The sequence below is a fragment of the Paenibacillus sp. FSL H3-0286 genome, assembly GCF_045040705.1.
GTDB lineage: Bacteria > Bacillota > Bacilli > Paenibacillales > Paenibacillaceae > Paenibacillus_AQ > Paenibacillus_AQ odorifer.
In genome coordinates, this window is record NZ_CP150285.1 from 3888947 (window position 1) to 3912413 (window position 23467).

At 41.1% G+C, this 23467-nt stretch carries 26 protein-coding genes and 1 pseudogene; 9 read left to right on the forward strand and 18 right to left on the reverse strand.

What is annotated here, in order from left to right; genetic code table 11:
- Positions 1-79: 79 nt before the first annotated feature.
- Together MHB37_RS17460 and MHB37_RS17465 are read right to left on the reverse strand one after the other, a co-directional pair.
- Positions 80-985, reverse strand: coding sequence for a tyrosine-type recombinase/integrase (locus tag MHB37_RS17460; protein WP_076106781.1), 906 nt, complete (start codon positions 983-985; stop codon positions 80-82).
- Positions 986-1013: 28 nt separating this feature from the next.
- The gene (locus tag MHB37_RS17465) at positions 1014-1916 is read right to left on the reverse strand and encodes a LysR family transcriptional regulator (RefSeq protein WP_076133707.1); all 903 of its coding nucleotides are present in this window, start codon (positions 1914-1916) and stop codon (positions 1014-1016) included.
- A 128-nt stretch (positions 1917-2044) separates the two neighbouring features.
- Between MHB37_RS17465 and MHB37_RS17470 the strand changes: the two genes are divergently transcribed.
- The 3 genes from MHB37_RS17470 (at position 2045) to MHB37_RS17480 (ending at position 6024) form a co-directional block, all read left to right on the forward strand.
- Complete coding sequence (locus MHB37_RS17470) at positions 2045-3367, forward strand: APC family permease (protein ID WP_076310591.1); 1323 nt, start codon at positions 2045-2047, stop codon at positions 3365-3367.
- A gap of 198 nt (positions 3368-3565) precedes the next feature.
- Positions 3566-4522: an alpha/beta hydrolase gene (locus MHB37_RS17475; protein ID WP_076217745.1), complete on the forward strand. Its 957-nt coding sequence runs from the start codon at positions 3566-3568 to the stop codon at positions 4520-4522.
- A 188-nt stretch (positions 4523-4710) separates the two neighbouring features.
- Positions 4711-6024 (forward strand): PQQ-binding-like beta-propeller repeat protein, encoded by a 1314-nt coding sequence (locus tag MHB37_RS17480; protein WP_340976133.1) that lies wholly within the window; start codon positions 4711-4713, stop codon positions 6022-6024.
- Between the two features lie 6 nt (positions 6025-6030).
- Here the strand turns inward: MHB37_RS17480 and MHB37_RS17485 are convergent, their stop codons facing one another.
- The 5 genes from MHB37_RS17485 to MHB37_RS17505 are packed head-to-tail and all read right to left on the reverse strand — an operon-like array spanning position 6031 to position 7694.
- Positions 6031-6414: a hypothetical protein gene (locus MHB37_RS17485; RefSeq protein WP_405168298.1), complete on the reverse strand. Its 384-nt coding sequence runs from the start codon at positions 6412-6414 to the stop codon at positions 6031-6033.
- Positions 6415-6417: 3 nt separating this feature from the next.
- The gene (locus MHB37_RS17490) at positions 6418-6594 is read right to left on the reverse strand and encodes a spore gernimation protein GerPD (RefSeq protein ID WP_111504304.1); all 177 of its coding nucleotides are present in this window, start codon (positions 6592-6594) and stop codon (positions 6418-6420) included.
- Positions 6572-7186, reverse strand: coding sequence for a spore germination protein GerPC (gene gerPC / locus MHB37_RS17495; RefSeq protein ID WP_076126719.1), 615 nt, complete (start codon positions 7184-7186; stop codon positions 6572-6574). The genes MHB37_RS17490 and gerPC overlap by 23 nt, the downstream gene beginning before the upstream one ends.
- 42 nt (positions 7187-7228) lie before the next feature.
- Complete coding sequence (locus MHB37_RS17500) at positions 7229-7456, reverse strand: spore germination protein GerPB (protein WP_076277016.1); 228 nt, start codon at positions 7454-7456, stop codon at positions 7229-7231.
- 13 nt (positions 7457-7469) lie between these two features.
- Positions 7470-7694 carry a spore germination protein gene (locus MHB37_RS17505; protein ID WP_036687577.1) on the reverse strand — a complete coding sequence of 75 codons (225 nt, stop codon included), beginning with the start codon at positions 7692-7694 and terminating at the stop codon, positions 7470-7472.
- Positions 7695-7808: 114 nt separating this feature from the next.
- Between MHB37_RS17505 and MHB37_RS17510 the strand changes: the two genes are divergently transcribed.
- Positions 7809-8267 carry an Hsp20/alpha crystallin family protein gene (locus MHB37_RS17510; RefSeq protein WP_076126722.1) on the forward strand — a complete coding sequence of 153 codons (459 nt, stop codon included), beginning with the start codon at positions 7809-7811 and terminating at the stop codon, positions 8265-8267.
- A 220-nt stretch (positions 8268-8487) separates the two neighbouring features.
- Entirely contained in the window at positions 8488-8655 is a 168-nt protein-coding gene (locus tag MHB37_RS17515) for a hypothetical protein (RefSeq protein ID WP_175618918.1), read from the forward strand.
- A 121-nt stretch (positions 8656-8776) separates the two neighbouring features.
- Here MHB37_RS17515 and MHB37_RS17520 read toward each other — a convergent pair whose 3' ends face one another.
- A complete protein-coding gene (locus MHB37_RS17520; protein ID WP_248548853.1) occupies positions 8777-9649 on the reverse strand; it encodes an N-acetyltransferase in 873 nt (290 codons plus the stop codon).
- Positions 9650-9835: 186 nt separating this feature from the next.
- Here MHB37_RS17520 and MHB37_RS17525 point away from each other — a divergent pair, with 186 nt between their 5' ends.
- A complete protein-coding gene (locus MHB37_RS17525) occupies positions 9836-10228 on the forward strand; it encodes a hypothetical protein (protein WP_076126724.1) in 393 nt (130 codons plus the stop codon).
- A 111-nt stretch (positions 10229-10339) separates the two neighbouring features.
- Here MHB37_RS17525 and MHB37_RS17530 read toward each other — a convergent pair whose 3' ends face one another.
- On the reverse strand, positions 10340-11020 hold the full coding sequence (locus MHB37_RS17530) for an SDR family oxidoreductase (protein WP_076184391.1): 681 nt from the start codon (positions 11018-11020) through the stop codon (positions 10340-10342).
- A 153-nt stretch (positions 11021-11173) separates the two neighbouring features.
- Between MHB37_RS17530 and MHB37_RS17535 the strand changes: the two genes are divergently transcribed.
- Positions 11174-11734, forward strand: coding sequence for a TetR/AcrR family transcriptional regulator (locus MHB37_RS17535; RefSeq protein WP_248548702.1), 561 nt, complete (start codon positions 11174-11176; stop codon positions 11732-11734).
- 128 nt (positions 11735-11862) lie between these two features.
- Here the strand turns inward: MHB37_RS17535 and MHB37_RS17540 are convergent, their stop codons facing one another.
- From MHB37_RS17540 to MHB37_RS17550, 3 genes are all read right to left on the reverse strand, one after another.
- Positions 11863-12276 (reverse strand): VOC family protein, encoded by a 414-nt coding sequence (locus MHB37_RS17540; protein ID WP_076126726.1) that lies wholly within the window; start codon positions 12274-12276, stop codon positions 11863-11865.
- A 34-nt stretch (positions 12277-12310) separates the two neighbouring features.
- Entirely contained in the window at positions 12311-13234 is a 924-nt protein-coding gene (locus tag MHB37_RS17545; protein WP_076306022.1) for a ketopantoate reductase family protein, read from the reverse strand.
- A gap of 254 nt (positions 13235-13488) precedes the next feature.
- Positions 13489-15261, reverse strand: coding sequence for an ABC transporter substrate-binding protein (locus tag MHB37_RS17550; protein ID WP_340393745.1), 1773 nt, complete (start codon positions 15259-15261; stop codon positions 13489-13491).
- Positions 15262-15404: 143 nt separating this feature from the next.
- On the opposite strand from MHB37_RS17550, the gene MHB37_RS17555 reads away from it, so the two are divergent.
- The gene (locus MHB37_RS17555; RefSeq protein ID WP_076126732.1) at positions 15405-16649 is read left to right on the forward strand and encodes an MFS transporter; all 1245 of its coding nucleotides are present in this window, start codon (positions 15405-15407) and stop codon (positions 16647-16649) included.
- Positions 16650-16812: 163 nt separating this feature from the next.
- Here MHB37_RS17555 and MHB37_RS17560 read toward each other — a convergent pair whose 3' ends face one another.
- Entirely contained in the window at positions 16813-17769 is a 957-nt protein-coding gene (locus tag MHB37_RS17560) for a WYL domain-containing protein (RefSeq protein ID WP_339187239.1), read from the reverse strand.
- A 111-nt stretch (positions 17770-17880) separates the two neighbouring features.
- Between MHB37_RS17560 and MHB37_RS17565 the strand changes: the two genes are divergently transcribed.
- Positions 17881-18816, forward strand: a complete 936-nt coding sequence (locus MHB37_RS17565) for a Gfo/Idh/MocA family protein (protein WP_405168299.1) — start codon at positions 17881-17883, stop codon at positions 18814-18816.
- Between the two features lie 503 nt (positions 18817-19319).
- On the opposite strand, the gene MHB37_RS17570 is transcribed toward MHB37_RS17565, so the two are convergent.
- The 5 genes and pseudogenes from MHB37_RS17570 to MHB37_RS17590 form a co-directional block, all read right to left on the reverse strand.
- Positions 19320-19625: a DUF3889 domain-containing protein gene (locus MHB37_RS17570; RefSeq protein WP_076179956.1), complete on the reverse strand. Its 306-nt coding sequence runs from the start codon at positions 19623-19625 to the stop codon at positions 19320-19322.
- A gap of 335 nt (positions 19626-19960) precedes the next feature.
- Positions 19961-20587: a type 1 glutamine amidotransferase family protein gene (locus MHB37_RS17575; RefSeq protein ID WP_340393751.1), complete on the reverse strand. Its 627-nt coding sequence runs from the start codon at positions 20585-20587 to the stop codon at positions 19961-19963.
- 109 nt (positions 20588-20696) lie between these two features.
- Positions 20697-21659, reverse strand: a complete 963-nt coding sequence (locus tag MHB37_RS17580; protein ID WP_076190218.1) for a YafY family protein — start codon at positions 21657-21659, stop codon at positions 20697-20699.
- A 538-nt stretch (positions 21660-22197) separates the two neighbouring features.
- On the reverse strand, positions 22198-23010 hold the full coding sequence (locus MHB37_RS17585; RefSeq protein WP_340976156.1) for a hypothetical protein: 813 nt from the start codon (positions 23008-23010) through the stop codon (positions 22198-22200).
- A gap of 320 nt (positions 23011-23330) precedes the next feature.
- Positions 23331-23456, reverse strand: a pseudogene (locus MHB37_RS17590) (DUF6262 family protein); the annotation flags it as partial.
- Positions 23457-23467: the final 11 nt, after the last annotated feature.

Sequence of the window (23467 nt, forward strand, 5' to 3'; positions counted from 1 at the left end):
TGTTAGAATAAATCAATACCGTTATAATAACAAGTTGTTTTTTGTTATCAATTTCCTAAGGAGGTTTCTTTCTTTTCAATCACAGCTGGATTTGTAATTTAGACATAGCCTCTTCCTTCTCACGACTGGTAATATGTGTGTATACGGTTGTAGTCTGGATCGAGGAGTGACCAAGCAGTTCCTGTACAGTGCGCAGATCTGCCCCTTTTCTCAGCAGCATGGTTGCAAAGGAATGTCGGAGCTTATGACTTGAATACGGACGACGCTGTGCTGCTGGCACATCCCTTTGGAAACGATCAAAGGTATCTGCTGCAATTTGCTGAATGCCGCGGATCGACAACCTGCGTCCTTTTTGTGAAATGAACATCGCTTCCTCTTTACTGCGCCAAGGATCTAACCTTTCTGCTAACGCAGAGTCGAGAAAAGGTACTACATCCTCGGGAACCGGCACATTACGCCATTTACGCCCCTTCCCAAACACACGGAGGGAATGTCTTTCTACATTATAATCACTCAAATTCAGTGTGTGGACTTCCCCCACCCGAAGCCCCATATAGGACATCAACAAAAAAACTGCTAAATTGCGCTTTTTGTATTTACCATCTATAGAAGATAAAAACCGACCCAGATCACTTTCATCTAAGTAGACCGGCTCACGATTGATCTCCGTTTTGGATTTCTTAATCCCGGCTGCCGGGTTGTTCTGAAGTAATTCCAGCTCGATCAATGCCTTGAAAAAACAGTTAATCGCAGCATGCTTCCGGTTACGGGTCGCATCACTCACTCCACGTTCGCGGACAGAGGTCAAAAAAGAAATGACATGCAGCTTCTTCACCGTCTCAAGCTTTTTACCATTCAGGCTGTCTAAAAATTGTTTCACATCTACTAAATAGGATTTTTGCGTATAGGGAGTGTACCCGGCATCCTTCATCCAGATGAGAAAGGCCTCCAGCCCTTCTTCGTAGTCTTCACACCACTCATTCATGCCTTAGAGCCTCCTTGTTAACGTTGATCTATATTAGACTTCTCCATTGCTCAGCATGTTTTTGTATCGCAAGTAAGAACTCCGTCAGTACGGGCGATTTCCATTTCTTATGATGATAGGCGATCTGCGTCGCCACACGCTGTGATTCATCATTCCAATTCAACCTGGCAAGTTTGCCTTCGGAGAGTTCATTTTTTACAGTAATTAATGGAAGAAAGGCAATGCCAAGATCAGCCATCACACATTGCTTTATCGCCTCGATGCTCCAAAACTCTAACGTGGGGTCAGGAAATACACCGTAACTGTTCAAATGCCGTTCAAATAAAGTCCGGTAGGAACAGCCCGTTTCAGTATGAAGTATGGTCACTCCTTTTAAATGAAGGGGTTCTACCTCAGCAAGGTTTAATAAGGGATGATCTGGCGCTGCGATCAGCGTCATCGGCTCATGTACTAATGTTTCTATATTTAAATCTTTATCTTCCGTCTCAGGTTGCAACAAGAACGCTAAATCCAGTTCACCCGAACGGACAAAATCTGATAGTTCCCAGCAAGCTCCAGGCTTCAGAAGAATTTGCACCTTCGGATATTTAGCGCGAAACTCCTTAATAATACCTGGTAAGCGAAAAGCAGCTAGAGATTCAGGAGCCCCAATCCGTAAAGAACCCGTAAGCTCACTATCCGAGCGTAACGCGTCCTCTGCTAAAGTGTGCATTCTGGATATTTCCTGAGCGAACGGGAGCAACCGACGCCCTGCGTCGGTTAGGATAATCTTTTTACTGATCCGATCAAATAATGGCTGGCCAATTTCAGACTCTAGTGCTTGGATTTGTGCAGTAATACTGGACTGTGCATAATCAAGCTTCTGTGCTGCTCTAGTAAAACTGCCCGTCTCCACTACCACTAAAAAGGTAAAAAGATGACGTGACTCCATGAATTTCCCCCTAAATGAAAATGAACCATCGGAATATCGAATGGATACTATTCAAAAATTCTGTTTTTCCAATGGATCTATTATCTGCTACTCTAGAACAAAAGACAAGGAAAGCAGGATAAAAAAACATGAAGGAATCCGGTTCAAACACTTTACAAAAAAACATTGGCATGCCTCAGGCTATTGCCCTTTACATCGGGGCTGTGTTGGGTTCTGGGGTCTTAATTGTTCCTGGTTTAGCTGCAGAAATGGCGGGTCCCGCTTCATTACTGGCGTGGGGATTTATGTCGTTGCTGATTTTGCCGATGGCCTTATCAATGGGTCTGCTCTCTGCTAAATTCCCTAACGCTGGAGGCGTGTCCCATTTTGTAACGCTTGCTTTTGGTCCAAAAGCTGGCTCACTGGTAGGTTGGTTCTTTCTGATGTCCGTTCCGATTGGCGCACCTGTTGCTGCACTGACTGGAGCTGGTTATATGACCGCCGCTATGGGCTGGGACGAATCTGCAAGAATTACTATTGCCGCTATTATGTTGGTCATTGGCCTGATTACGAACTGGATTGGTATGCAGGTAGCTGGAAAGGTACAAATAGCGGTAGTTATAGCGATTGTTGCTGTGCTGGTCTTCTCCTTTGCTACTGCACTGCCCCGTATGGAAGTCGAACACTTCACTCCCTTTATCCCACATGGATGGATGAGCATTGGCCAGGCTGCTGCAATCTTATTCTGGTGTTTTATTGGCTGGGAGGCTGTCTCACACCTATCTGAGGAGTTCAAGGACCCACAGCGTGCCGCCGTTAAAGGAGTAACTATCGCCGCTATTATAGTAGGGATTCTATATTTTCTCTCCGCACTAGCAACTGTTGGTACACAAAGCTACCTCAAAGGTGGATCAAGCACTTCACTCGTCTGGATTATTAGTCAGCCTCTTGGGCGCTGGGGAGGATTTATTGCCGGACTTACCGGTCTGTTCATCTGTACAGCCACAATTATTGCCTATGCAGGAGCTGCCTCACGTGTGGCTTATGCTTTATCCCGCCAAGGCTCTGCACCGAAATGGATGGGTAAAATATCCAAACAGTATCATACTCCTATCGGTGGCATAGCTTTTCTTCTGCTCTGTTTTGTATCGGTGATGACGCTGTATGGCAGCGGGTCCCTCTCCATCACCACTCTGATCCAGTTTCCGAATGCTACTTTTATCCTGACTTATATCGGAGGTTGTGCTGCAGGAATACGTCTGCTCAAAGGAAGTCGCTTAGGTGTGACGATAAGTTGGATTTCCTTTTTAGCAACAGCTGCTGTGTTTCCTTTTACGGGCTGGGCAATAGGCTATCCGCTACTCATTACTTTGGTATTCGTTTGGATTATCCGTAATAAGCGTAAACAGAGGATGCGTGTCACTGAAGAGATTGGTCCTGAAATGCATGAGGAACAACAAAAGGTGTTGTAAGGCTCTAACTGCGTTTGAACCTCTCCCTAAGGAATAGTTGTACTGGTGTCCGAAACCGTGCTCAATAGGCGATAAATGTGCAAATAGCGTCAAATCTCTAACTACTTCTAAACTGGCATTCGTTTCAGCAGCTGCTTAGATGGTTATGGAATGAAGAGGGTATACTAGACTATGACCAGTCAAAGGAGACGATAAATCATGCCAAACAAAACTAAGATCATTCTTGAGCCAGCTGCTCAAAAATTTGCTGATGATAATGCGAAACCTCCCTTTCTACCTGACCTTGGGCCAGAAAAAGGCCGTGAAACGGTAGATAGCGTACAATCCAGTGAGATATATAAACCTGAAGTTGATATTGAAGATCTAATGGTGCCAGGTGGACCTAACGGTGATGTTTCCATAAGAATCGTTCGTCCCCCAAGCTCCTCATCAGCGTCGCTGCCTGTTATCCTGTACATTCATGGCGCAGGCTGGGTGTTTGGGAATGCTCATACCCATGATCGCCTGATCCGTGAACTAGCTGTCGGAGCGGAGGCCGCAATTGTTTTCCCAAATTACAGCCTCTCCCCAGAAGCTAAATATCCTACAGCTATTGAAGAAATCTATGCAGTACTCCAGTGGACAGCTGAAAAAGGAAGCGAGCACGGATTAGATACTAGCAAGCTTTCTATAGCCGGAGACAGTGTTGGTGGGAATATGGCCGCTGCTATTACTCTAATGGCTAAAGAACGGAGTGGGCCGAAGATAGCGAAACAACTATTATTCTATCCGGTAACGGATGCCTCGTTTGATACTGAATCCTATCATGAATTCGCCGAAGGCTATTTCTTGCAGCGGGACGGCATGAAATGGTTCTGGGATCAATATACTACTGACCCTGAGGAACGTAATCAAATCACGGCCTCCCCTCTTCGTGCTAGCCTAGAACAGCTGCGGGATTTACCAGATGCACTGGTCATTACTGGTGAAGCAGATGTGCTACGGGATGAGGGTGAAGCTTATGCCGCCAAATTGCGGGAAGCTGGCGTGAATGTTACGGCTGTCCGCTTCCAAGGCATCATTCATGATTTTGTCATGCTGAATCCTTTAGCCGAGACTCATGCTAAAAAAGGAGCTATCAAGTTAGCGACAACATGGCTTCGTGAAGGTTTCTAAACAAATCAACTGTTGACATATTCTTTTACTAGGCGAATTGGTTCACACAGAATTCTTGTGCGAAACTGATTCGCTTTTTATTGTTAACATAATATTTATTATGTTAACAAGTGTATTTTTACAATTGAGAAACAAATATCCATTCTCTGCGTCAATATATTATAAATGATGTATAAGGAGCTAAAATCGTGAAATATGTACCGTTTATCCTAAAGACCGTTATATCTTCCTCCTTGCTCGTATCTGGAGCTGGTATATATTTGTCTAGTGCTCAAGCAGCAGTAACAACCTCTGCCTCCTCTTCAACAACCGTCGACTCTATCACCACAATTAAACCCTTATGGCACGACAAGGCAGATGGTCAAGGAATTTATAGCCAACTGGCTCCTATTGCAAATGGATTATTCTATTATTCATCAGGCGGGACACTAAAGGCCGCCGATCTCACTACAGGCAAAGTTAAATGGTCCTACAAAAACGGAACAAATCCTGAGATTATAACGAATAACTCGGTTTTCTTTATCACTTATGAGGGTTATCTTGTAAAAGTTAATGCTCAAACGGGGAAATTGCTTTGGAAGGTTAAGGCTGCCAAAGATCCGATTGAGATCGGTGCTTTCGCGGAGTTAGTTAACGGAGTGTTGTACTTCCGGAACGAGCATGGTGGAATTGCAGCTTATCATCCGGTCACTGGTAAAAAGATCTGGGAGAATAAAGACATCCCTATGTATGTAGGAAGTATCGACGGTCTTTATAACGGGGTATTGGTAGTATCCAGTACCGTTGATAATAGACGCACACAGTTTTTCGGACTCGATCCGGCTACAGGCAAGAAGTTATGGAGAATTCAGGGATTTTATAGCTTTGTTGCTTACCGGGATGGTGAATTATTACTCCGCGAACAAGCCAATGCTGCAAATGATGCCTCTAATGTGCCTCTTAAAGGCTATCAGTTGACCCTGGTACATGTTGATGTTAAAACTGGAAAAGCGAAGACCAATAAGAACTATAAACCGCTCGAAGATGTCAGTAGACTCGGTAATTATTTCACATCACTTCAAGGCTCGTATCTATATACAGTCGATGGAGGTTTAGACCAATGGGGTGGTCATCCACTATACCGCTTTACCTTAGGTCAAGAAACAACGAGTGAACCCAAAAGTTATCAGGAGTACGGAAATTGGGTGGCTGGACCAGTAAATAACATGGCTTTTTTCCAAAAGGGTGCACAGATCACTGGCGTTCAAATGAACGATAATCGCATTATAAGCTTCAACGGACCGGACAGTCCAGCGCTTAGTGTTCAATTGATCGGTAAGGGGATTTACACTGGCTATGAGAATGGCTACTTCTATATCATAAATGCAGAAACAGGCAAAGCGCTTGGCAAAGTAAAAACCGGAGCACAACAATACGGCACACTATTTAGTGCGAATGGTATTCTCTACATCCAGACGGAGCATGATATATTCGCGATTTCCCTGCCAAAAGAATTAAAATAGTTGTTGTTACTCCTCATCTTTTGCAGCCACTTCTCGTTTAAACTCACTGGTTCGACTCTCCAGATGAACTGACCCGCTGTTTCCAATCTGGAAGGTCGTGCCAGACCCAATCGACAGAATTTTTATATATTGTATATTAATCATTGATTCTGCGGAATCCTTTAATATCACAAATTCATCCGCTTCATTCCCTTGCTTAGTCCATACAGGGATAGGGATGTCTATGAGTGTAGTATCTTTCGGGTGATTATTAATCTCCCTTATGTTAAAAAGATAATTCTCCTTTCTTCCCAGGAATTTAGATTGAACCCGGTTTACAGATCCACATATAAAAATAGAACTGTCGGACAGATTGTTGATATAAACATCTTGTATGCGTGAGGTGTGCATAGGTTAACTGCCTTTTTTGACTTGATCTGGCGCGCTCTGAGTATATTCTATTACGCTGTCAAACGCCGAGGAGCAATGAATGGATTGAGTATCCCCTACTAAAAATACTGATGAACCCGAGATCGAAACGACTTTCACTGCATTGACACTAATATCTCTATTGATCACCGTTATCTTCATTCGTCTCCCGCCTTCCGGTTATATTTATTTCCAAATGCCGCTCTACTGCCATAACGATATCTCGTTTGATTTGCTCTACAATAGAAGCGCATTCCTCATCAGTGTATCCACGCCCTTCTTCTGTGGCAGGGAGTTGGTTTACATACTCGTTAATCCGTCCATCCATTTGATTCAGCAGATCCTGAGTCACCATTTGGATATATTGCTCATCAATGCTTAAATTCTTCTCTTTTTCTAAACGTGAAAATTGCGAGGGAACCTCTTCTTGCACATACTTCAAAATCTGTGGGCGAATCTGATCCGATAAGGCAGTTGTACCATCCTCCCGCTCCCCTATAGGTTTACCGTTGATCATCGCTTCATCCAGATTGTTTCCCTCATTCGGTGTAATGCCTATATTTAAAGTGCCTTCCAGCTTTTCGATTTTTAATTGTTCAAAATGATAATTGATAGGTCCTATACTTGCAGATTTATTGTTCTTTATGCTGTCTACATCGCCTTGCAAATCGCGAAGCTGCTTCTCTAACTGTTGAATCTTCTCCGCTTGCAATCTTAGTGTATTAAAAACCTGCTGAGCGTAATACGGATGCATACAACCCCCTCCTATGGTTTATTGTATGCGGGGAAAAAGAGCCTAATTCAGATGTGCATATAGTTCCGCCGCTGGCGGTAAGGATACAAGGGGTGAAGCCATTTTTTCCGCTGGAGTCGTTGGAGCCGATGATGGAGCTCCAGAGGTCTCATAATTATGAGACAAAGTATTAATTCGTCCCGATGTACCAATCTGAAGTACCGAGGAATTAGAGATAGTGCCGATTTTTAGATTATAGATCGATATGCATTGATATACCGTAATGTTCATTTAAACCCCACCCTTAAGGAGGTGATACTTGATCCACCACATCTGAATCCATCGTATTTGTACTGCTGGCCGCATTATTCGTTATATTCGTACCTATAGAGTCACCTATGGAGAAGGAGTTGGCACCAGCATAAATTTTAGAGTTGCTGCTCAGGATAACGGATGCCGTATTTCCTACTAAGACTGTGGAGCTGGGGCCTACGCTATTGATTTTAATATTGCCGATGATTGAAACCACCAAACCACTCCTCCTTTCGGAATGATAAGCTATTCTATGTAGATATTCGCCCAGATGTCACTGAATAAGTCAAACGCCCATACAATGGATAAAAACCGTAGGAGGCGCAGAGCTATGAGTCCCAATAAGACGAACCCTTTAGATTGGATGAATGAAGATCCCTTTTTTAAGAAAAAGTTATCCTTGAAAGCTCTTGAAGAGCAGTGGAAGTTGGATCCTAACCAAATTGACGGGTATGTCGAAAAAGTAATCCGTGAAGCAACTGCAGCGACCTCCTCTTCATTTATGAACGAAACCACAAGTTTAAGTTTTGAGCATATCGACACTCATAATCACCTGATTACCAAAATTCGTATTCCAAACGGAATTCACCCCGAAAGTATATGGGCACAAATCAATCGCACACAAATTAAATTAACAGGTTTAGGAAAAGATCATAGCGAGATTATTCAGTTGCCAGTTCCCGTCATTCCAGATCAGAGCAGAGGCACTTATAAACAAGGTTCCCTGCAATTCAGAATGCCTAAAATGTCAGCGGGAAGATTCAAAGACATCGACATCCGTTATTTATAAAATATTCCTTTAAAATCCACCTGTTTTACTCGTCCAAGTGCCCCATTCCCCCTAAAAAAACGCCTTAAAATCAAAACAGCGTATAATTTAAGTTATACGCTGTTTTTTGAGGGTATTTTTTGCCCCTTTTTCATCCGATTTTCTATTCTTTTCGCTCTTCGAACTTTAAGTTCCTCTTGGTCATAAGATGGAGTATCCAGAGTAAAGGTGGGGGCAAATCATGTCTAAAAACAAACGTGGCAAAGCACTTTGGCGCATTCCATCCCGGGCCAGAGGAACATGTCCGATCTGTGGCAGCACACGTATTAAGCTGTTGTACTTCGGGAAAGGCATTTCAGGTGAAAAGCTTAACGTATGTAAGAAATGTGATGGGAAGCAAAAGGTATGAAAGCATTTAGCAGATAATTCACAGAACGGGTTACCAAATAAAGTGCGACCTTAACCTCGAACCTAAGCTCGACAAAAAAGCTATCGCACTTTGCTTGGTAATCCTTCACTTTCAAAAACTTTTATAGTTCAATCCGATAGCGTCTTTCCTCATTCGTTAGAATGAAACCGACAGATTCATATAGCTGTAATGCAGAATCATTTTCCGTAAGCACCATCAGACATGCCTCTTCCAGTCCGTGGGTTCTAAAATAGCTCAATGCTTGAAAAAGCATGTACTTAGCAATTCCGGATCTTCTCCATGGCTCAAGTACAAATACATTTTCGATGTAGCCACCCTTCTCTTCCTGCCAGACCATTAAGCTACCCGCAACCTTCTCCCCTTCTCGAACAACAAGTGATGTCCAGAGCGGATTTTGTTTAAATTCAGCTAACCGTTCTTTCCCTAGCGGAGTTTCCGGCCAAATCTCAGCTTCTAATTCCAAATAATGCTCGTCTTCTTCAGGCGTCTCCATATTCCAGGTTGCGAATTCAAGTTCCTTAGCCAGAGTGGGTTCAGACAAGCCATCACTTAGATTGTGTTTCATCTTAAATAAGCTATTATAATGAGAGAAGCCCTTCACTTTTTCGAAAAATTGAGTATTCAAGACTTCTGCCGAATCGTTCCCTACACATAGAGTAGTTTTGTAATCCTTTGATAACGTTTCTTTTAATTCGAGTGCTCTTAATAAGAGTGACTGATAAACTTTTTCTAATAAATCATAATCGCCTTCACGTTCTGGTATTGTTTTTAAGTTCAGGTAGATCGAATGTCTGCTATCCTTGGTACGGCCGGGTGGCACAATATTGATGATGCTCACTTGACCTTTGGCCACCATTTTACCGTCCTCGAAAGCGCAATATACATTTTCCCAATTTTCCTCAGTGCCAACCCACCAAAAAACAACATTCCCCTTTGAAGATACTGAGTTATAAAGTTCACCAAGTAATGGCATGTCACCTTGTTCAAAATGACGGATAATAGTCAATACAAAACCCCTTTTCAAATCATTAATATGGAATATATTTATAATAACATGCAAGTCCACGCTTGATTTGGTAATGAATTTTTATAACTAACTTCTCCTTGTTGTAACATTTTTTAAGTAACCCCTGTCTTACTTATATAGGGGGACTGAAGGATGAGAAAACGATTTTTTATAGGGATTACGATATTTCTGATTACTTGTGGAGTTGCTCTTGGTGTAGGGACGATATCAAATCTTCTGAGTCCGTTTAAAAGCTTCTCAGTCATCGTAGATAATCAATCTGATGTTGATATTAACTCTATCGAAGTAGGATTAATTCGTGCGGATTCAAAGAAATTGTATACAAGTCCAATAAAAGCAGGACAAAAGAAAAAATTCAAACCAAAATTGAGTTTAAATGGTGAAGGTGCTATATATCTTCGATATACCAACTCTAACGGACAGTCTAAAGAACAAACCGTGTGCGGTTATACCGAATATTTATCAGGTCATTCCAAAGTCACGATTACTAATGAACGCACAACCGTTGTTCAGCAATGTAATTAAATCCATTCACATCTGACCTTCAATCCTGCTTCACTCTGATGAGAGATATGTCTTCTAATAGGATAAAAGCCGCCATTAAGGCGACTTGCTAATCAAATAAGATTTAGTTTTTTAATTTGGAAGATGGGTCGGATCCAATCCTAGAGGGAATACTTCCTCAAAGTTATCTTGCTTTTCATATAAGCTATACCAAGTCTCTGCAATAACATCAGGATCACCAGCTGTTCCTGCTTGTATCATTGTCCCTATGGAAAGATGGCCGACAAATACTCCTTTATCTATTAACTCATTGTGTAAAGCAGTAGCATAATTTCGTATACCAGACATAACAATGCCGCCATTTCCTACAAAAGGCAAAGGGAACATAGCAGAAATACCAGTGGTAAAAAGAATGGCTCCTGATCCTCTATGGATCATATTGGGTAATACTTCATTAACCGAAAGAACGGCGGGCAGCAAGTAACTGTTTATTTGTTCCAACACACTTTGAGGTGTAGTTTCCAGCACATGAGTGAATTTATCCCACCCTGCATACGGACTGAACTCTAGTACATCGATTGAACCAAACTCTTTTATTATCGCTTGAAAGACTTGTTTTAGAGCTGCTAAATCTGTCACATCCGCTACAAAAGATTGTGCTTCAATATTAAGTTTCTTAAGTTCACTAATGATCATTGATAATTTCTCGGGATTGCGTGAAATGACAGCCACCCTAAATCCATTAACTCCGAATTTTTTAGCTAGAGACAATCCTAACCCAGGCCCTGCACCCACGATAACAATATTTCTCATTTTTGATAAACTCCTTTTCTATGATATATTAAAGTAACAGCTGTTGCTTTAATTGCTAATATACAGCTACTAATTTAATGTATCAATCAACAATCAACCTGCAAATGTTGCTATAGCAACAAAATTGCTAAATTGTTGGGTAGGAGTGAAGTAATGGCTACTAAAGTACACAATATTCGGCTGACACAGACTAAACAGTCTTTAATTGACTCCTTTTTACGGTTAGTTTCCCTGAAGGATTTTGAGAAAATAACAATCGTCGATATAACAAAGGGAGCTAAAGTTAATCGAGCCACGTTCTATGCGCACTTTAATGATAAATATGAATTATTGGATTATATTATGGGTGATTCGGCATCCGCTGCTATTGTAAAACATACTGAAGGTGAAATTAAATTCGATCAAGAAGGCATCACTCAACTCGTATTATCGGTATTCGATTTCTATCAGCAACCAAACATACAATGCCGCAGCAGTTATATAGGGATGGTTGTCCCTCAATTGAAAGAGAAGATTATAAATGAGCTGAAGGTTCACTTATCTAACGCTTTAGGAGATATCTACCCAGATCACGGGAAAAGCTTTTATGTACCGATCATCGCACAAATGATCCATGAAGGTGTCTATCAATGGGTAACAGGGAATAATACTATAAATCAACAAGAAGTCGCCGAGAGAATTTCATCATTAGTCTTACGTGGGCTGCAATCGTAATTTAAAATCAGAAGATTCCTCAGACCTTTCCGCTGCCTGAACACTAAGGGGCCGACTACGTCATTTTACAGACGAACTCGGCCCCTTGTGATACAGAATATTATCTGACCGTGCAACACATCAATCGATTACACATTCCCCGAAAGATTTAATTGCCATGACACACCAAATTGATCCGCTACCCAGCCAAATTTCGAACTGAATGGATATTCGCCTAGTGGCATGAGCACCTGTCCACCCTGGGATAATGCTGCATAGACGCGGTCAATTTCGGCTTCACTTTCACAATTCACATATAAGGATACCGCTGGAGTAAAGGTGAATCCATGCTTCACGTAGCTATCTATACACATAAAGACTTGTCCATGTAATGAAAAAGTAGCCTGCATGACACTCCCTTCAGGGCCTGCTTCATTTGTCCCATAACGTTTAATACTGATGATTTCGGAGTGATCAAATAAAGAAGTATAGAAATTCATAGCTTCTTCAGCCTTTCCTTCGAACATTAGAAATGTCATTATCTTTTGATTCAGTTCCTTCATAATCGTCCAGCTCCTTAAAGTAATTTTATACAGATCATCTCATATCATTAACGCTTTCATATATTTTCAAACGGGCATATACGGTTTCGAGAATGGGATACATAACTTGACCAGGTACAGCCATCGCCAAAAGTGCACCATGCAGATGTTCAGCTTCCACTGGCAGATGTTTTAGCATATCCCTATGCATAGAGGAAGTAAATTCGGGTAGCACCGAATCCATCTTTTGCATCGTGACCGATACCATATCTGCTCCAACAGGCATACCTGCACTTTGCGCTATACTCACGATCTCATTCAGAAGCTGCTCATAAATAGTACGCGCTGTAGATGAGGCTAAAATGGGTCCAACCGAGCTATCCATTAAAGTTGTAATCCCGCTTAAACTAGCTACGAATATATATTTCTGCCACACTTCGCGCTGAATATCAGAGCTTAGTATCACAGTGAATCCTGCTTTATCCAAATGACTGAGAAGTTTCTGCGTTCGTTCTGACTCCCCACCCGCCCATTCACCAAACACAATACTATGAAAAGAACTACTTTGTATGATAGCTCCATTAGAACCTAACGTTGTTTCGATATAACAAAGACCACCCAGTACCTTTTCTGCTCCAAAATGCTGCTGCAAAATACCAAAATGCTTATACCCATTAAGGAGCGGGAGAATCATAGTATGTTCACCGACGAAAGGGGTAAGATCCATCATCACCTGAGGCAAATGATAGGCCTTCACTGCAATAATAATACAGTCAAAAGGCGCTGCCTTCTCCCCATATGTAATCGTCCGAACGGGAGTCTGAAAGTCACCATGCACACTTTTTATTGCCAGACCTTCATCTTCTAACTGCTTTTGTTTAGTAGAACGGACTAGAAAAGTTACATCTTCCCCTTTTTGAACCAGACGCCCTCCAAAATAACCACCAATAGCTCCTGCACCCACGAATAGAAAACGCATGTAAGTCTCCCCTTTTTCCACCTTTTTTTAACAAATAAAAAGACCGCTTAGCTTATCCGCTAAACAGGTCCGAATGGCAAAAAAAGAGTCAAGTATCGACCGTTCTTTTGTCTCGGTCCATACGGATCTGAGCAAAATCCAACGAGTTCACCTCCATGGCTACAAATAAATTACTATTCATAAATCTGATCCATCTAGAGCGCCATTCGATTCTATCGATACAGCCTCCTTGGAAAGTATAACAAAAGAAAACCTTAAAGCCTAGTTTTAATCCATAACTTAGAGATGTCCAGAAACCCGAAGGAACCGGTGTGCAGACCAAACAGGCTTTGATTTAGCTGAGCTTTTTTATTCATATGACAGCCATGTAGCACCCAGTAATTGTCTCGAAGAATCCCCTCTGCTTGATTCAGCAGTTTCACCCGTTCATCCTTTGGAGATTCTGTGAAAGGACCTAATACCTTCGAAAACAATGAAATCTGGTCCTCTCTAAGCAAAGAAAATAAATAATTAGATTTATTATTAAAGTAGTTAATCATTCCCCATTGCCAATCATCTTCTAAAACCTCTTCAGCAAGCTGGATCTCGGCTGTTGTCTGTATATGATCTGCCTTAAATTCATTGAAAAAATATAACTCAATTTGCAAACCTACGGAGGCAGCGCGTGTTTGGAGCCATAACGCTTCTTCTCGTTCTTCTTTTTTATCCTTAGTTGCTAAAGTAATGACTTCTCCCTGATACCCATTTTCCGCTAAAAGCGCTCGGGCATGTTCCAAAGTTGGATCTAGAAGCTCTCTCTTACTGCTCTCCCATGGCAAAAAGCTATCTGCTGGAGTGATACGATTGCCACCCAATTCTTTTATTAAAGCCGTTCGACTGTAAAGGATACGGATCACTTGGCGAAACCACAGCTGCTGATGAATTCCCTCTCTATGAAAATTAAACAGAATATATCTGCAGCCTAAGGCTGGGTAATCTATACTGTGATTGCTGATGATATCAGGTAAAAGTTCCCCATGTTCAGGATCTGGCAGCTGGTATTGGCGTTCATTAGAAGCCTCTTTTGGCAAATACCAAATCTCAACACGATCCAGAAGCGGCCGAATTCCGAAATAAAAATCAAAAGCTGCGAGCACCAAAACATCCTCATTCAGATCCAATAAACGGTAGGGACCTGTACCGCTTACTTCACTAGTGATGTCTATATCGTAAGGAAGAATGGACATGTGAATACAACTGAACAGATGCAGAAAAAAGAGATTTGGACGTGACAACACAAACCGGATTCGATGATCTCCTTCAACCTCTACTCGTTCGATATCCTTATAAAGGCTAACCGCAGGGCTGTTCAAGTCGATAAGCCGTTGTAGCGTCTCTTTTACATCTCTCGAGGTCATGATTCTTCCGTGATGAAAGCGCACCCCCTTACGGAGGTAAAAAATGTAACTTGTATGGCCCTCATTAGCTTCCCACATATGGGCCAAACCAGGAAGAAAGGTATCGGTCGTTGCATCATAAGTAACTAGTGTGCTATAGATCTGACCCAGCAAATAGGATTCAAAAGCGGTGTATACATAAGCAGGGTCCAGTACTTCCATATGCCGGTTACGGGTAATCCGCAGGACGTCCAGCCCTGAGGTTGACTCTGCTTCACTACGGAAACCCATCTGTTTATTTAACATCGTTAACAATCGTTCCTTTAAGGGTCCGGTCACCTGATCGCTGCTCATCAATTCGATAGCTTCTTTTATCTTTCCTTTACTGACTAACTCCTGAAAGCTATCCTCGAATACCTCATCAATACTTTTTAAAAAAGTAAGTTGAGAGATATGCCCCCTGCCTCTCCCCGGCTGCCATTGAATATATTCCTGCTCTTCCAGTTTCCGCAGCACGAATTTAACATTACGTGGAGTGCAAATCAGGATCGAAGCCAATAAATCTATCGTCACAGGAACAGGTTCATTCAGTTTGAACGAACTAGTAACGCCTGCTGCTAAACATAAAAAATGATTACTTATCTGGTCCAAATGGTTCACTCCTTTAAAGGTGAAATGGTCAATGTAATCCTTACACTTTTCCTTCCCCCTTTTATCATTATAATTATACATAAATCAACAAGGAATATGCAGCAACAATATTAGAGCAATAAGACTAGGAGATCGTAATCATTATGAATCAGCATCTAAGGCACATTCACCCACTAGCCTGGACAATTATCATCGGCACCATGTTCGGACGTCTGGTAACCTCGATGAGCATCCCGTTCTTATCCATCTATCTAACCCAAGTTCTCGGAGCTTCCCCGACACAAACAGGGATTACGGTCGCGGTTAGCTCGCTGGCAGGCGTATTGGCCAGTTTTTATGGCGGTTATATTTCTGATATTGTTGGCCGCAAAATCGTCATGTTAATCTCGGTATTTGGCTGGGCAGCCGTCTTCTTCGGATTCTCAGTGGCTCAACATCTATGGGTATTTTTCCTGGTGAACACCTTGAACGGCTTATGTCGATCTGTATTCGAGCCTACTTCACGGGCACTTTTATCTGATATTACACCTCCCGAGAGCAAACTGCTTGTCTTTAATCTTAGATATGCAGCAATTAATCTTGGTGTAGTATTTGGTCCGATCATTGGGCTACAGCTCGGCTCTGCGGAATCAACTTTTCCTTTTCTAATCGCAGGAATCGTTTATGTTGCATATGGAATTGTATTATTCATGCAATTTAAGGCACATCGTTCAAGCATGCCCGCCCGTACACAAGCTCAAGCACCACGTTTACTCGAAGCTTTGACAATCACCGGTAAAGACCGTGTGTTCCTACCTGTACTTCTGGGTACCATCTTTTGTGTGTTAGGATACGGTCACTTCGGCTCAACAATGGCTCAATATTTAGCGATGAATACGCATTTCACCAATGGTGGGCAATTGTTCTCCTATATGTTGTCACTGAATGCTATAACCGTGTTAGTAGTGCAGTATCCCATTGTACGAACGGCAAGTAAATTCCCGCCGATTGTCCCTTTAATCCTTGGGAATATCTGCGTTGCACTTAGTCTTCTCTTAGTGGGGCTTGCAGGTGGTGTGGCTCTATTAATGATCAGTGTAGTTCTGTTCACTATAGGGGAAGTCTTACTCTTTACGATGATGGATATGTTGATCGATCGGATTGCCAAACCTGAAATGAAAGGGACGTACTTTGGTACGATTGGCTTTAATAATTTAGGGAGTGTTATGGCACCTATCTTCGGGGGTGTGTTGTTAGACCATTATGGCGCTCAGAATGGCCTTGCGATCTTCGTACCGTTGGCTTTAACAACAGCTTTTGGTCTTCCTTTTCTTCTCGTAGCGCACAAAAGACTTGTTGCCAGAGAGAAATTAACACTTGGTGTTGAAACTAGAGCAATAAAAGGATAACTTATCCAATCCAATATTATGTTTATTGGATCATTCTCATCATGGTTAACATAATAATCATTATGTTAACCGAATATATGAATTAATTCATTTATCAGAAAATCGGGACCGTATCTTTGCAGAATATGCAATAGCTACGGTCTCTTTTACATAGAAAAAACGGTTAATCATATATTCCCTGCAGAAAACTCAACTGACCTTTCACATATTGCCTTAGCTCTAAGGGCTCAATGATTTCGGAATGTCCTATTATGCTCCAGATATTAGCACATGCACTTTCATAACCAAACATATTCACCTTTAAAATGAATGCATCCCCTTCTTCCCTCATTTCCATGACCTCTAGCTGAGATAAAGAAGACCTTGTTCTCTTATCGGCTCTAATCACAACAGGATAGACCTCTTCCTCTTTACAAGCTTGCTTAAAAACCTGTCCCTGCCGCTTCCAGTGCTCTTCTAATGAAAAATCCATAGGTATAGAGTACTCTTCTTCCACAAGCTGCGTAGAGGCAATTCGCTCACATTTAAATGTGCGGATGTGCTTAGCTTCTTCACAGTAGGCTATAAGATACCATTCCTCTTTTTTCACCACAAGACCATAGGGCTGTAATTTCCTGCATGATATTTCTCCGCTAACCTTTTGGTACGCAATCTGTAGTTTCTGAGATCGCCAAACAGCTGTCCGAATAGATTCCAGACAGGGAATTTCTATTCGTTCTGTCCACCAAGGTGTGTCATCGAAATAAAAGCGTTTTTGCGCTTTCTGAATGTCAGGTTGGTAGGATGCGGGCAATGTTTTTTCTAATTTCAACAGCGTCGTTTTCAGCTTAAGACCCGATTCAGAATGGCCCCCAGAATAGATGCCCATACCTGTTAAATATAGATTGATTACATCTTCACCATGTAACTGCTTCAGGTTAACTGTGTATCCCTCCATTAAGGAGATGCCACCATTGGGCCCCGACATAGACAACAAAGGAATTCCAGCTTCAGCTAGCACATCAATATCTCTATAGATTGAACGTACAGAGGTCTCCAAGGCTTGAGCTAGTTCATTGGCCTTCATTTTCCCTCTCGATTCCACTAATAATAAAATAGCAATCAAACGATGCAAGCGCATGAGAACCTCCGAGCTTTTCTTTTTTATCTAGTATACTTCAAAATTCTTGCCATGATGTTGTCAACAATAACAGGTTATGATTAGTTCATTACATAAAGGGAGCTGAAACATATGAAAATTGCCGTATTAGGAACAGGGTTCGGAGCTTATCATGCAGAATTATTGACGAAAAATGAGCGTGTAGACAAAGTTATTGTTTATGGTAGAAATGAAGCTAAGCTGCAAAATTTAAAACAAACGTTAGGCGTTGAGATTACCACAAATATAGAGGATATCATGCTTGATACCACGATTGATGTGATCGATATCTGTCTGCCCGTGACTTTACATAGACAATATGCCGTTGAGGCGCTTAAGCATGGAAAACATGTATTCTGTGAAACCCCCGTATGCTTTACCATTGAAGATGCCCTTGCGATGAAGGAAGCAGAACAATTTTATGGCAGACGAATTCTCGTGAACCAATTTATTAAATTTGATCCTGCGTACAAATATTTATACGAAACCACTTCTAATGAGAAATATGGAAAGCTTTTAGCCTTCACCTTAAAAAGAGAAACGTCTCCTCTCTGGGGGGATCTCGGACTTCATTCTATCTCCACAAATCTGATGATTCACGAACTTGATTTTGTAACGTGGCTGCTTGGATCGTTAGAAGAATACTTTGTGTGGGGAACCGATGGTGGACGAAGTGAACAAGCTTTAGTGCGTACCCATTTTCAGAAAACGAATGTCTCCGCAGAGATCGTTGTATCCTCACAAATGCCAACTGGTTATCCTTTTTCCGTAGGGTATGAGGCTTATTTTGAACAAGGAAAGCTAGTCTATCAAGAAAGTGACGACATGAACGGCACGGTTGAAGGATCATTAATTGAATATACCTCTGCAGGTAAACAGCAACTTTTGTTAGAACAAGCTAATCCTTTTGAAAAGAGTATTACGCATGCTCTCCAATGCTTAGAGGAGGGTTCTACATCAATAATCGAGTTAGACTATGCCTTACAAGCTATGGAATTAGCAATAAAAATAGAAAAAAAGCTTGTTTAAACATAAGGGTTGGTGTAGATATCCTTTTTCATGGTTTTTGTTTGTATGGGCGTAGAATTTGTAGAATTAGTGGATAGTAGCTAGGGAGAGGAATAGGTTTTGAGTTTTCTATTGTGAATTTTTCATATGTTGAAATTGTAGAATAAAGTAGTAAATTTAGTCCTTTTTGGTACGCTATGGTTAGTTCTTGTTCATAAAAAGCTGTTATTTCACAGCATTTTGGAGGGATTTCATCCTTGGGATTAAGGGCGTTCAATTAGAGGATAAACTAGTCATACGATGGAAATCCTCAAAATTAGAATGGCTCCTTATAAAACCAGCGGCAGTCTTGGACTGGGAAATAAAGTCCTATCTTTAATCCACCTCTATTACTCTTCTCATTTAAAGTACAAACCTACATCACGGTATTCTGCCCGTTAGCTGAACAGGCTGCCTATAATCTCGGCAGCCTGTTGTCATTGTGCTATCGTGCCCCATTAGCGTAATCGCGAGATTTATTAAATCTAACGATTAGTTTCAGAAAACTGAATCGATTGGATTGTATCAGTTAGCGGGTCAAATTGGATCGATACAAAAACTCCAAACTCGTTACCTGCTTTGCTTCTAATCCATAGTTTGAATTTCTCTTCAGACTTTTTAGGTGTTAGTTCAGTACGACCAATGTGCTTATAATCAATTATGACTGCATTGTATCGTTTTTGTGTTTCCTCTACTGCAATTTTGCCCCATTTTGCGTATTCAGGCGCAGCCTCTACTGTAACAGTGGAAAAAATAAGTATCGCCAAAAATGATATCAGTATTTTTTTCATAATAACCGCCCATCTGGAGAAGTTTCCAGTAATATCTCCCACTTTATCCAAATGTATTCTTAGACAACTTAACGCCAGCGAGCAGTCTACAACTTTATTTTTTCAATTTATCAAGATCTAGATTTAGGAAAGTCAGATATAATAAAGGGTTCCACATATTATACATCACTAATATGTGGAGCCCTTTATGCTTAACTATCGTACTCCCTTAGAATTCCTGTGGAACGAATATTTTAAATCGCATTGTTACTCATACGGCATCTTGTCCTTACCCATATATAACACACTGTTATATATGGGGTAATAGATGTAAAGTCGTTGGGTGTTCATATCTTTTATTGTATTGAATTCATCAACTCATAGTAATATTTAGAATCACTAGTCTTATAAAGGCTATACCAAGCGTCTAATGTTTTTGGAGAAAACACATCCAAAGCTTTCAAGATGTGTGCAGAAAATTCCAACGGAGCTATTCCAGATGCGGTGATCAGTTTTCCATCAGTTACAGCAGACTCCATTTTGTAATACTTTTCTCCTGTATAAGTGGGACAGATCATTTTAAGGTATTCCAGATCATTGCTTGTATGCCCACGTGAATTCAGCAATCCTGTCTGGGCAAGTCCCATTGTAGCGCCACAAATCGCTGCAACCCATATACCTTCCCTTAAACACCTTTCAGCGATTTTTAAGAGGGGGTGGTGAATGGTTTCTGTCCATGTATCTCCACCGGGTAAAATCAATAGATCGGATCTTTCAATACTGCAATCATCCAATTTGATGTCAGGCAATATTTTTAATCCGCCCATTGTAGTTACTGAAGTCTTATCAATTCCCACGGTAACTATTTTTGATGGGGCCAGCCCCTTTTTATAATATCTTCCCGAGTTCAGTTCGGCAGTTAAGTAACCTATTTCCCAGTCTGCCATTGTGTCAAACACATAAAGATATACCGTATTATTCATTTGCAAGTTCTCCCTATTTTACAATTCATCAAGTGATACCAACCATCGGTAATCAATGATTATCATCATTATAAAATGACTTCACTGACATCCGCTGTCAGTGAAGTTTTTAAAGTTGATAATATTCCATTAACTCCGACACAACACCAACAAGTTTTTCCTTCAAACTCTGTGGTTCGATTACTTGAATGGATTTCCCGTAGGATAAGAGAAAATTAGGAACATAGGTATGAATTGATTTTTCCTCAAGTAAAAAGATTGCTTGATTTGATGTACGCTCTTTCAGATGATGCCCCAAAAACCAATGCAGGCATAAGTCATCCAACGCCTCTGACCTACCTTCGATAATTAAAGCAATTAACCCGTCCTTGCCGACTAAATCAGGTAATAGATTTCGCAAAAAAAATTCCCGAGCCAAAAAAGCTTCGGAACGTTTAAATATGTTTTGAGTCCGCTTGATTTGTAAAATCCGTTCTACCCGAAAGCTGCGGATCTCATTTCTCAGGTGGCAAAATGCAACAATATACCATTTATTGTTCCAGTACACCATTCCATAGGGATCTATCACCCTAGTCTTGGGTTGATCATCACGGCGTGTGTGATAATCAATTTCTACAGAGAATTCGTTTGCTACAGCTTGCTCCAATTCCGCCAATACTGGCTGAATAGAAGGGTCTCCCCTACGGTTTATAACTTCAAATCCGGCTAAATGATGGCTGAGAACACTTTCCTGTTCCTGATTCGAATACATTTTCAATTTGGATGTCGCATTACCTAAAGCCTCACTCAAAGGGTATCCCGCTTCTTTTGCAAAAACAGCAGCATGAAGAAGTGCTTTTTTTTCTTCAATATCAAATAGCAGAGGTGCTCTGATAAAATTATTCAGTAAGCTATACCCGCCATTATGACCAGTGTCCGATATTATAGGCACTCCACTGGCACTTAGCGCATCAATATACCGATAGACTGTCCTTATATTTATTTCTAACTTTTCGGATATTTGTTTTGCGGTCATTTTAACACCCGAATTCAGCATCCATAGGATTGCCAGCATATTATCGTTTTTTGGCATTACATATACCTCATCTTTTATTAGGATCGCACTAAATTATTTGCTTTGCGAATCGCCTGCATCCCTTTATTCATCAATCTTTCAGCCTTTCAATCCTCACTTAGCAATCTATAAACAACAATCTGCAATTTTTAACATTGCTGCTCTTAGCTCAACCCAACAATCTACTTTACCACAACTTGTGATACAGTTCACCGCGCTGTTTGTAACGGTAAGTTTTTGGGCCATCCTTTGCAGAATGCTCTTTCTTTGATCCGCTAGGTTCCAATTGCCCTAACCGCCGTTCAGGGGACTAAAGAATATACACAGCATATACATCACCTGGAAGAATGGATATTTCCAGTTTCAATAAACTTGAGTGATGCGTATAGCCTTTACCAAGTAGACAGTTAATAACGCCTTTACACAAAAACAAACTTACCATGCGTCTGCTCATGAGCAGTAACGCACGGTAAGTTCCATCAATAATAACTCTTTATTTGGTAATATGTTGTATTTTTATGAAAATATCTTCCTTCTTCATTTATTTATGCCGTCATCAGTATTTAAGCTCACTATTCTTCCACATGGTATTCCCTTCCTTGTCGAAGCCTGTCATCTCGGTAGCGCTCATCAATTCGCCTGTTTTGACATCAAAGAAAGCGCTCATTCTCAAACTGTCATTCTCACGATTAGGAGAATTCGGCGAGATACCCATAACTCTTAGCAGCAGACGTGTTTTGGAGGAGTTAGGATCAGTATTATACCCGCTGATAGTAAAATGATACCCCTTGATCCAGTCATCTGCTATAGCAGGATTTCCTGGTTTCATCCCCAGTCTCTCAACAGCTTGTTTAACTGCATCGGAAGAATCGATTTGAATATCAGATATCGCATACTGTCCTTTTACAAGTAAATTCTTATCGTGCTTTTTCACATCAGTCTTAATGGCCATTCCATTATCGATCTTGATATAAATAAAAACATTCCCTTTCTTGCTGCCAAATTCGAGATTCCAAGCATCTCTTGTTCCATCCGAACCATCGGTTCGTTCCTGGGAAACAGAAGTGTCATCCGTGCTTGTTATGTTAATAAGTAACGGCTCTTCTTCCGTCAGCTTCTTCGCCTCTAAGTACCCAAGGCGCAGTGCCTCCATCGCGGTTACGCTCTTCTTTTCATTGGTTCCCTTATTCGTTATTGTGGCAGCTGGTTTCTCTGTCTCGTTAATCATCTCACTGGTTGTTGTGGCGGCCTGTTCCTCTGATTTGTTAGAAGAGCCGTCGAAAAGAACATTTTTCATACTGAAGAATAGAACGACCATAATCACAATCAATGTAATTGAGGCAATGCTAACATATTTCTTCTTACGCAAGGCTGCTTCTCCTTAGTTAATGAGTATAAGAAACTTTGGTTACGCCATAATTAACTGCTGAAGTAGTTTCCGTACTGTCCACACAATGACGATTGAATTTTCCAATTTTTAACACACCAAAATCATACAATAATGTTTCCTTAAATGCAATTCTTGTCGCATATTTTAAAATAACGGCTATTATTTACATTAACTCGAAACGAAATTGATCCTAGCTCACTGGTTTCAAGGGTTAAACTTGCCCCTATTTATGATACAGTTCACCGAGAATGATCTTAAACTAAGCTGCCCGTTAGCTGAATAAGCTAACAGTCATTCCCTCAAATCCTTTGATAGACCTCCGCATAGGAAAACTTAAGTTGTTCTCGCAACTTTTTATTTTCTTTTTCGAGCTTCTTCATCTTTCGTTTTAACGACGCAATGATGGTGTCCTTGTTGTTTTCATCGAACGCCAACA

Coding starts and splice junctions, on each gene's coding strand:
- MHB37_RS17565 (WP_405168299.1), top strand. CDS start 17,881: ATGAAAATTGCCGTATTAGGAACAGGGTTCGGAGCTTATCATGCAGAA.
- MHB37_RS17485 (WP_405168298.1), bottom strand. CDS start 6,414: ATGCACACCTCACGCATACAAGATGTTTATATCAACAATCTGTCCGAC.
- MHB37_RS17545 (WP_076306022.1), bottom strand. CDS start 13,234: ATGCGTTTTCTATTCGTGGGTGCAGGAGCTATTGGTGGTTATTTTGGA.
- MHB37_RS17580 (WP_076190218.1), bottom strand. CDS start 21,659: ATGCCAAAAAACGATAATATGCTGGCAATCCTATGGATGCTGAATTCG.
- MHB37_RS17525 (WP_076126724.1), top strand. CDS start 9,836: ATGAGAAAACGATTTTTTATAGGGATTACGATATTTCTGATTACTTGT.
- MHB37_RS17470 (WP_076310591.1), top strand. CDS start 2,045: ATGAAGGAATCCGGTTCAAACACTTTACAAAAAAACATTGGCATGCCT.
- MHB37_RS17540 (WP_076126726.1), bottom strand. CDS start 12,276: ATGAAGGAACTGAATCAAAAGATAATGACATTTCTAATGTTCGAAGGA.
- MHB37_RS17475 (WP_076217745.1), top strand. CDS start 3,566: ATGCCAAACAAAACTAAGATCATTCTTGAGCCAGCTGCTCAAAAATTT.
- MHB37_RS17490 (WP_111504304.1), bottom strand. CDS start 6,594: ATGAAGATAACGGTGATCAATAGAGATATTAGTGTCAATGCAGTGAAA.
- MHB37_RS17465 (WP_076133707.1), bottom strand. CDS start 1,916: ATGGAGTCACGTCATCTTTTTACCTTTTTAGTGGTAGTGGAGACGGGC.
- MHB37_RS17555 (WP_076126732.1), top strand. CDS start 15,405: ATGAATCAGCATCTAAGGCACATTCACCCACTAGCCTGGACAATTATC.
- MHB37_RS17460 (WP_076106781.1), bottom strand. CDS start 985: ATGAATGAGTGGTGTGAAGACTACGAAGAAGGGCTGGAGGCCTTTCTC.
- MHB37_RS17520 (WP_248548853.1), bottom strand. CDS start 9,649: ATGCCATTACTTGGTGAACTTTATAACTCAGTATCTTCAAAGGGGAAT.
- gerPC (WP_076126719.1), bottom strand. CDS start 7,186: ATGCATCCGTATTACGCTCAGCAGGTTTTTAATACACTAAGATTGCAA.
- MHB37_RS17570 (WP_076179956.1), bottom strand. CDS start 19,625: ATGAAAAAAATACTGATATCATTTTTGGCGATACTTATTTTTTCCACT.
- MHB37_RS17510 (WP_076126722.1), top strand. CDS start 7,809: ATGAGTCCCAATAAGACGAACCCTTTAGATTGGATGAATGAAGATCCC.
- MHB37_RS17535 (WP_248548702.1), top strand. CDS start 11,174: ATGGCTACTAAAGTACACAATATTCGGCTGACACAGACTAAACAGTCT.
- MHB37_RS17530 (WP_076184391.1), bottom strand. CDS start 11,020: ATGAGAAATATTGTTATCGTGGGTGCAGGGCCTGGGTTAGGATTGTCT.
- MHB37_RS17560 (WP_339187239.1), bottom strand. CDS start 17,769: ATGCGCTTGCATCGTTTGATTGCTATTTTATTATTAGTGGAATCGAGA.
- MHB37_RS17500 (WP_076277016.1), bottom strand. CDS start 7,456: ATGAACATTACGGTATATCAATGCATATCGATCTATAATCTAAAAATC.
- MHB37_RS17575 (WP_340393751.1), bottom strand. CDS start 20,587: ATGAATAATACGGTATATCTTTATGTGTTTGACACAATGGCAGACTGG.
- MHB37_RS17515 (WP_175618918.1), top strand. CDS start 8,488: ATGTCTAAAAACAAACGTGGCAAAGCACTTTGGCGCATTCCATCCCGG.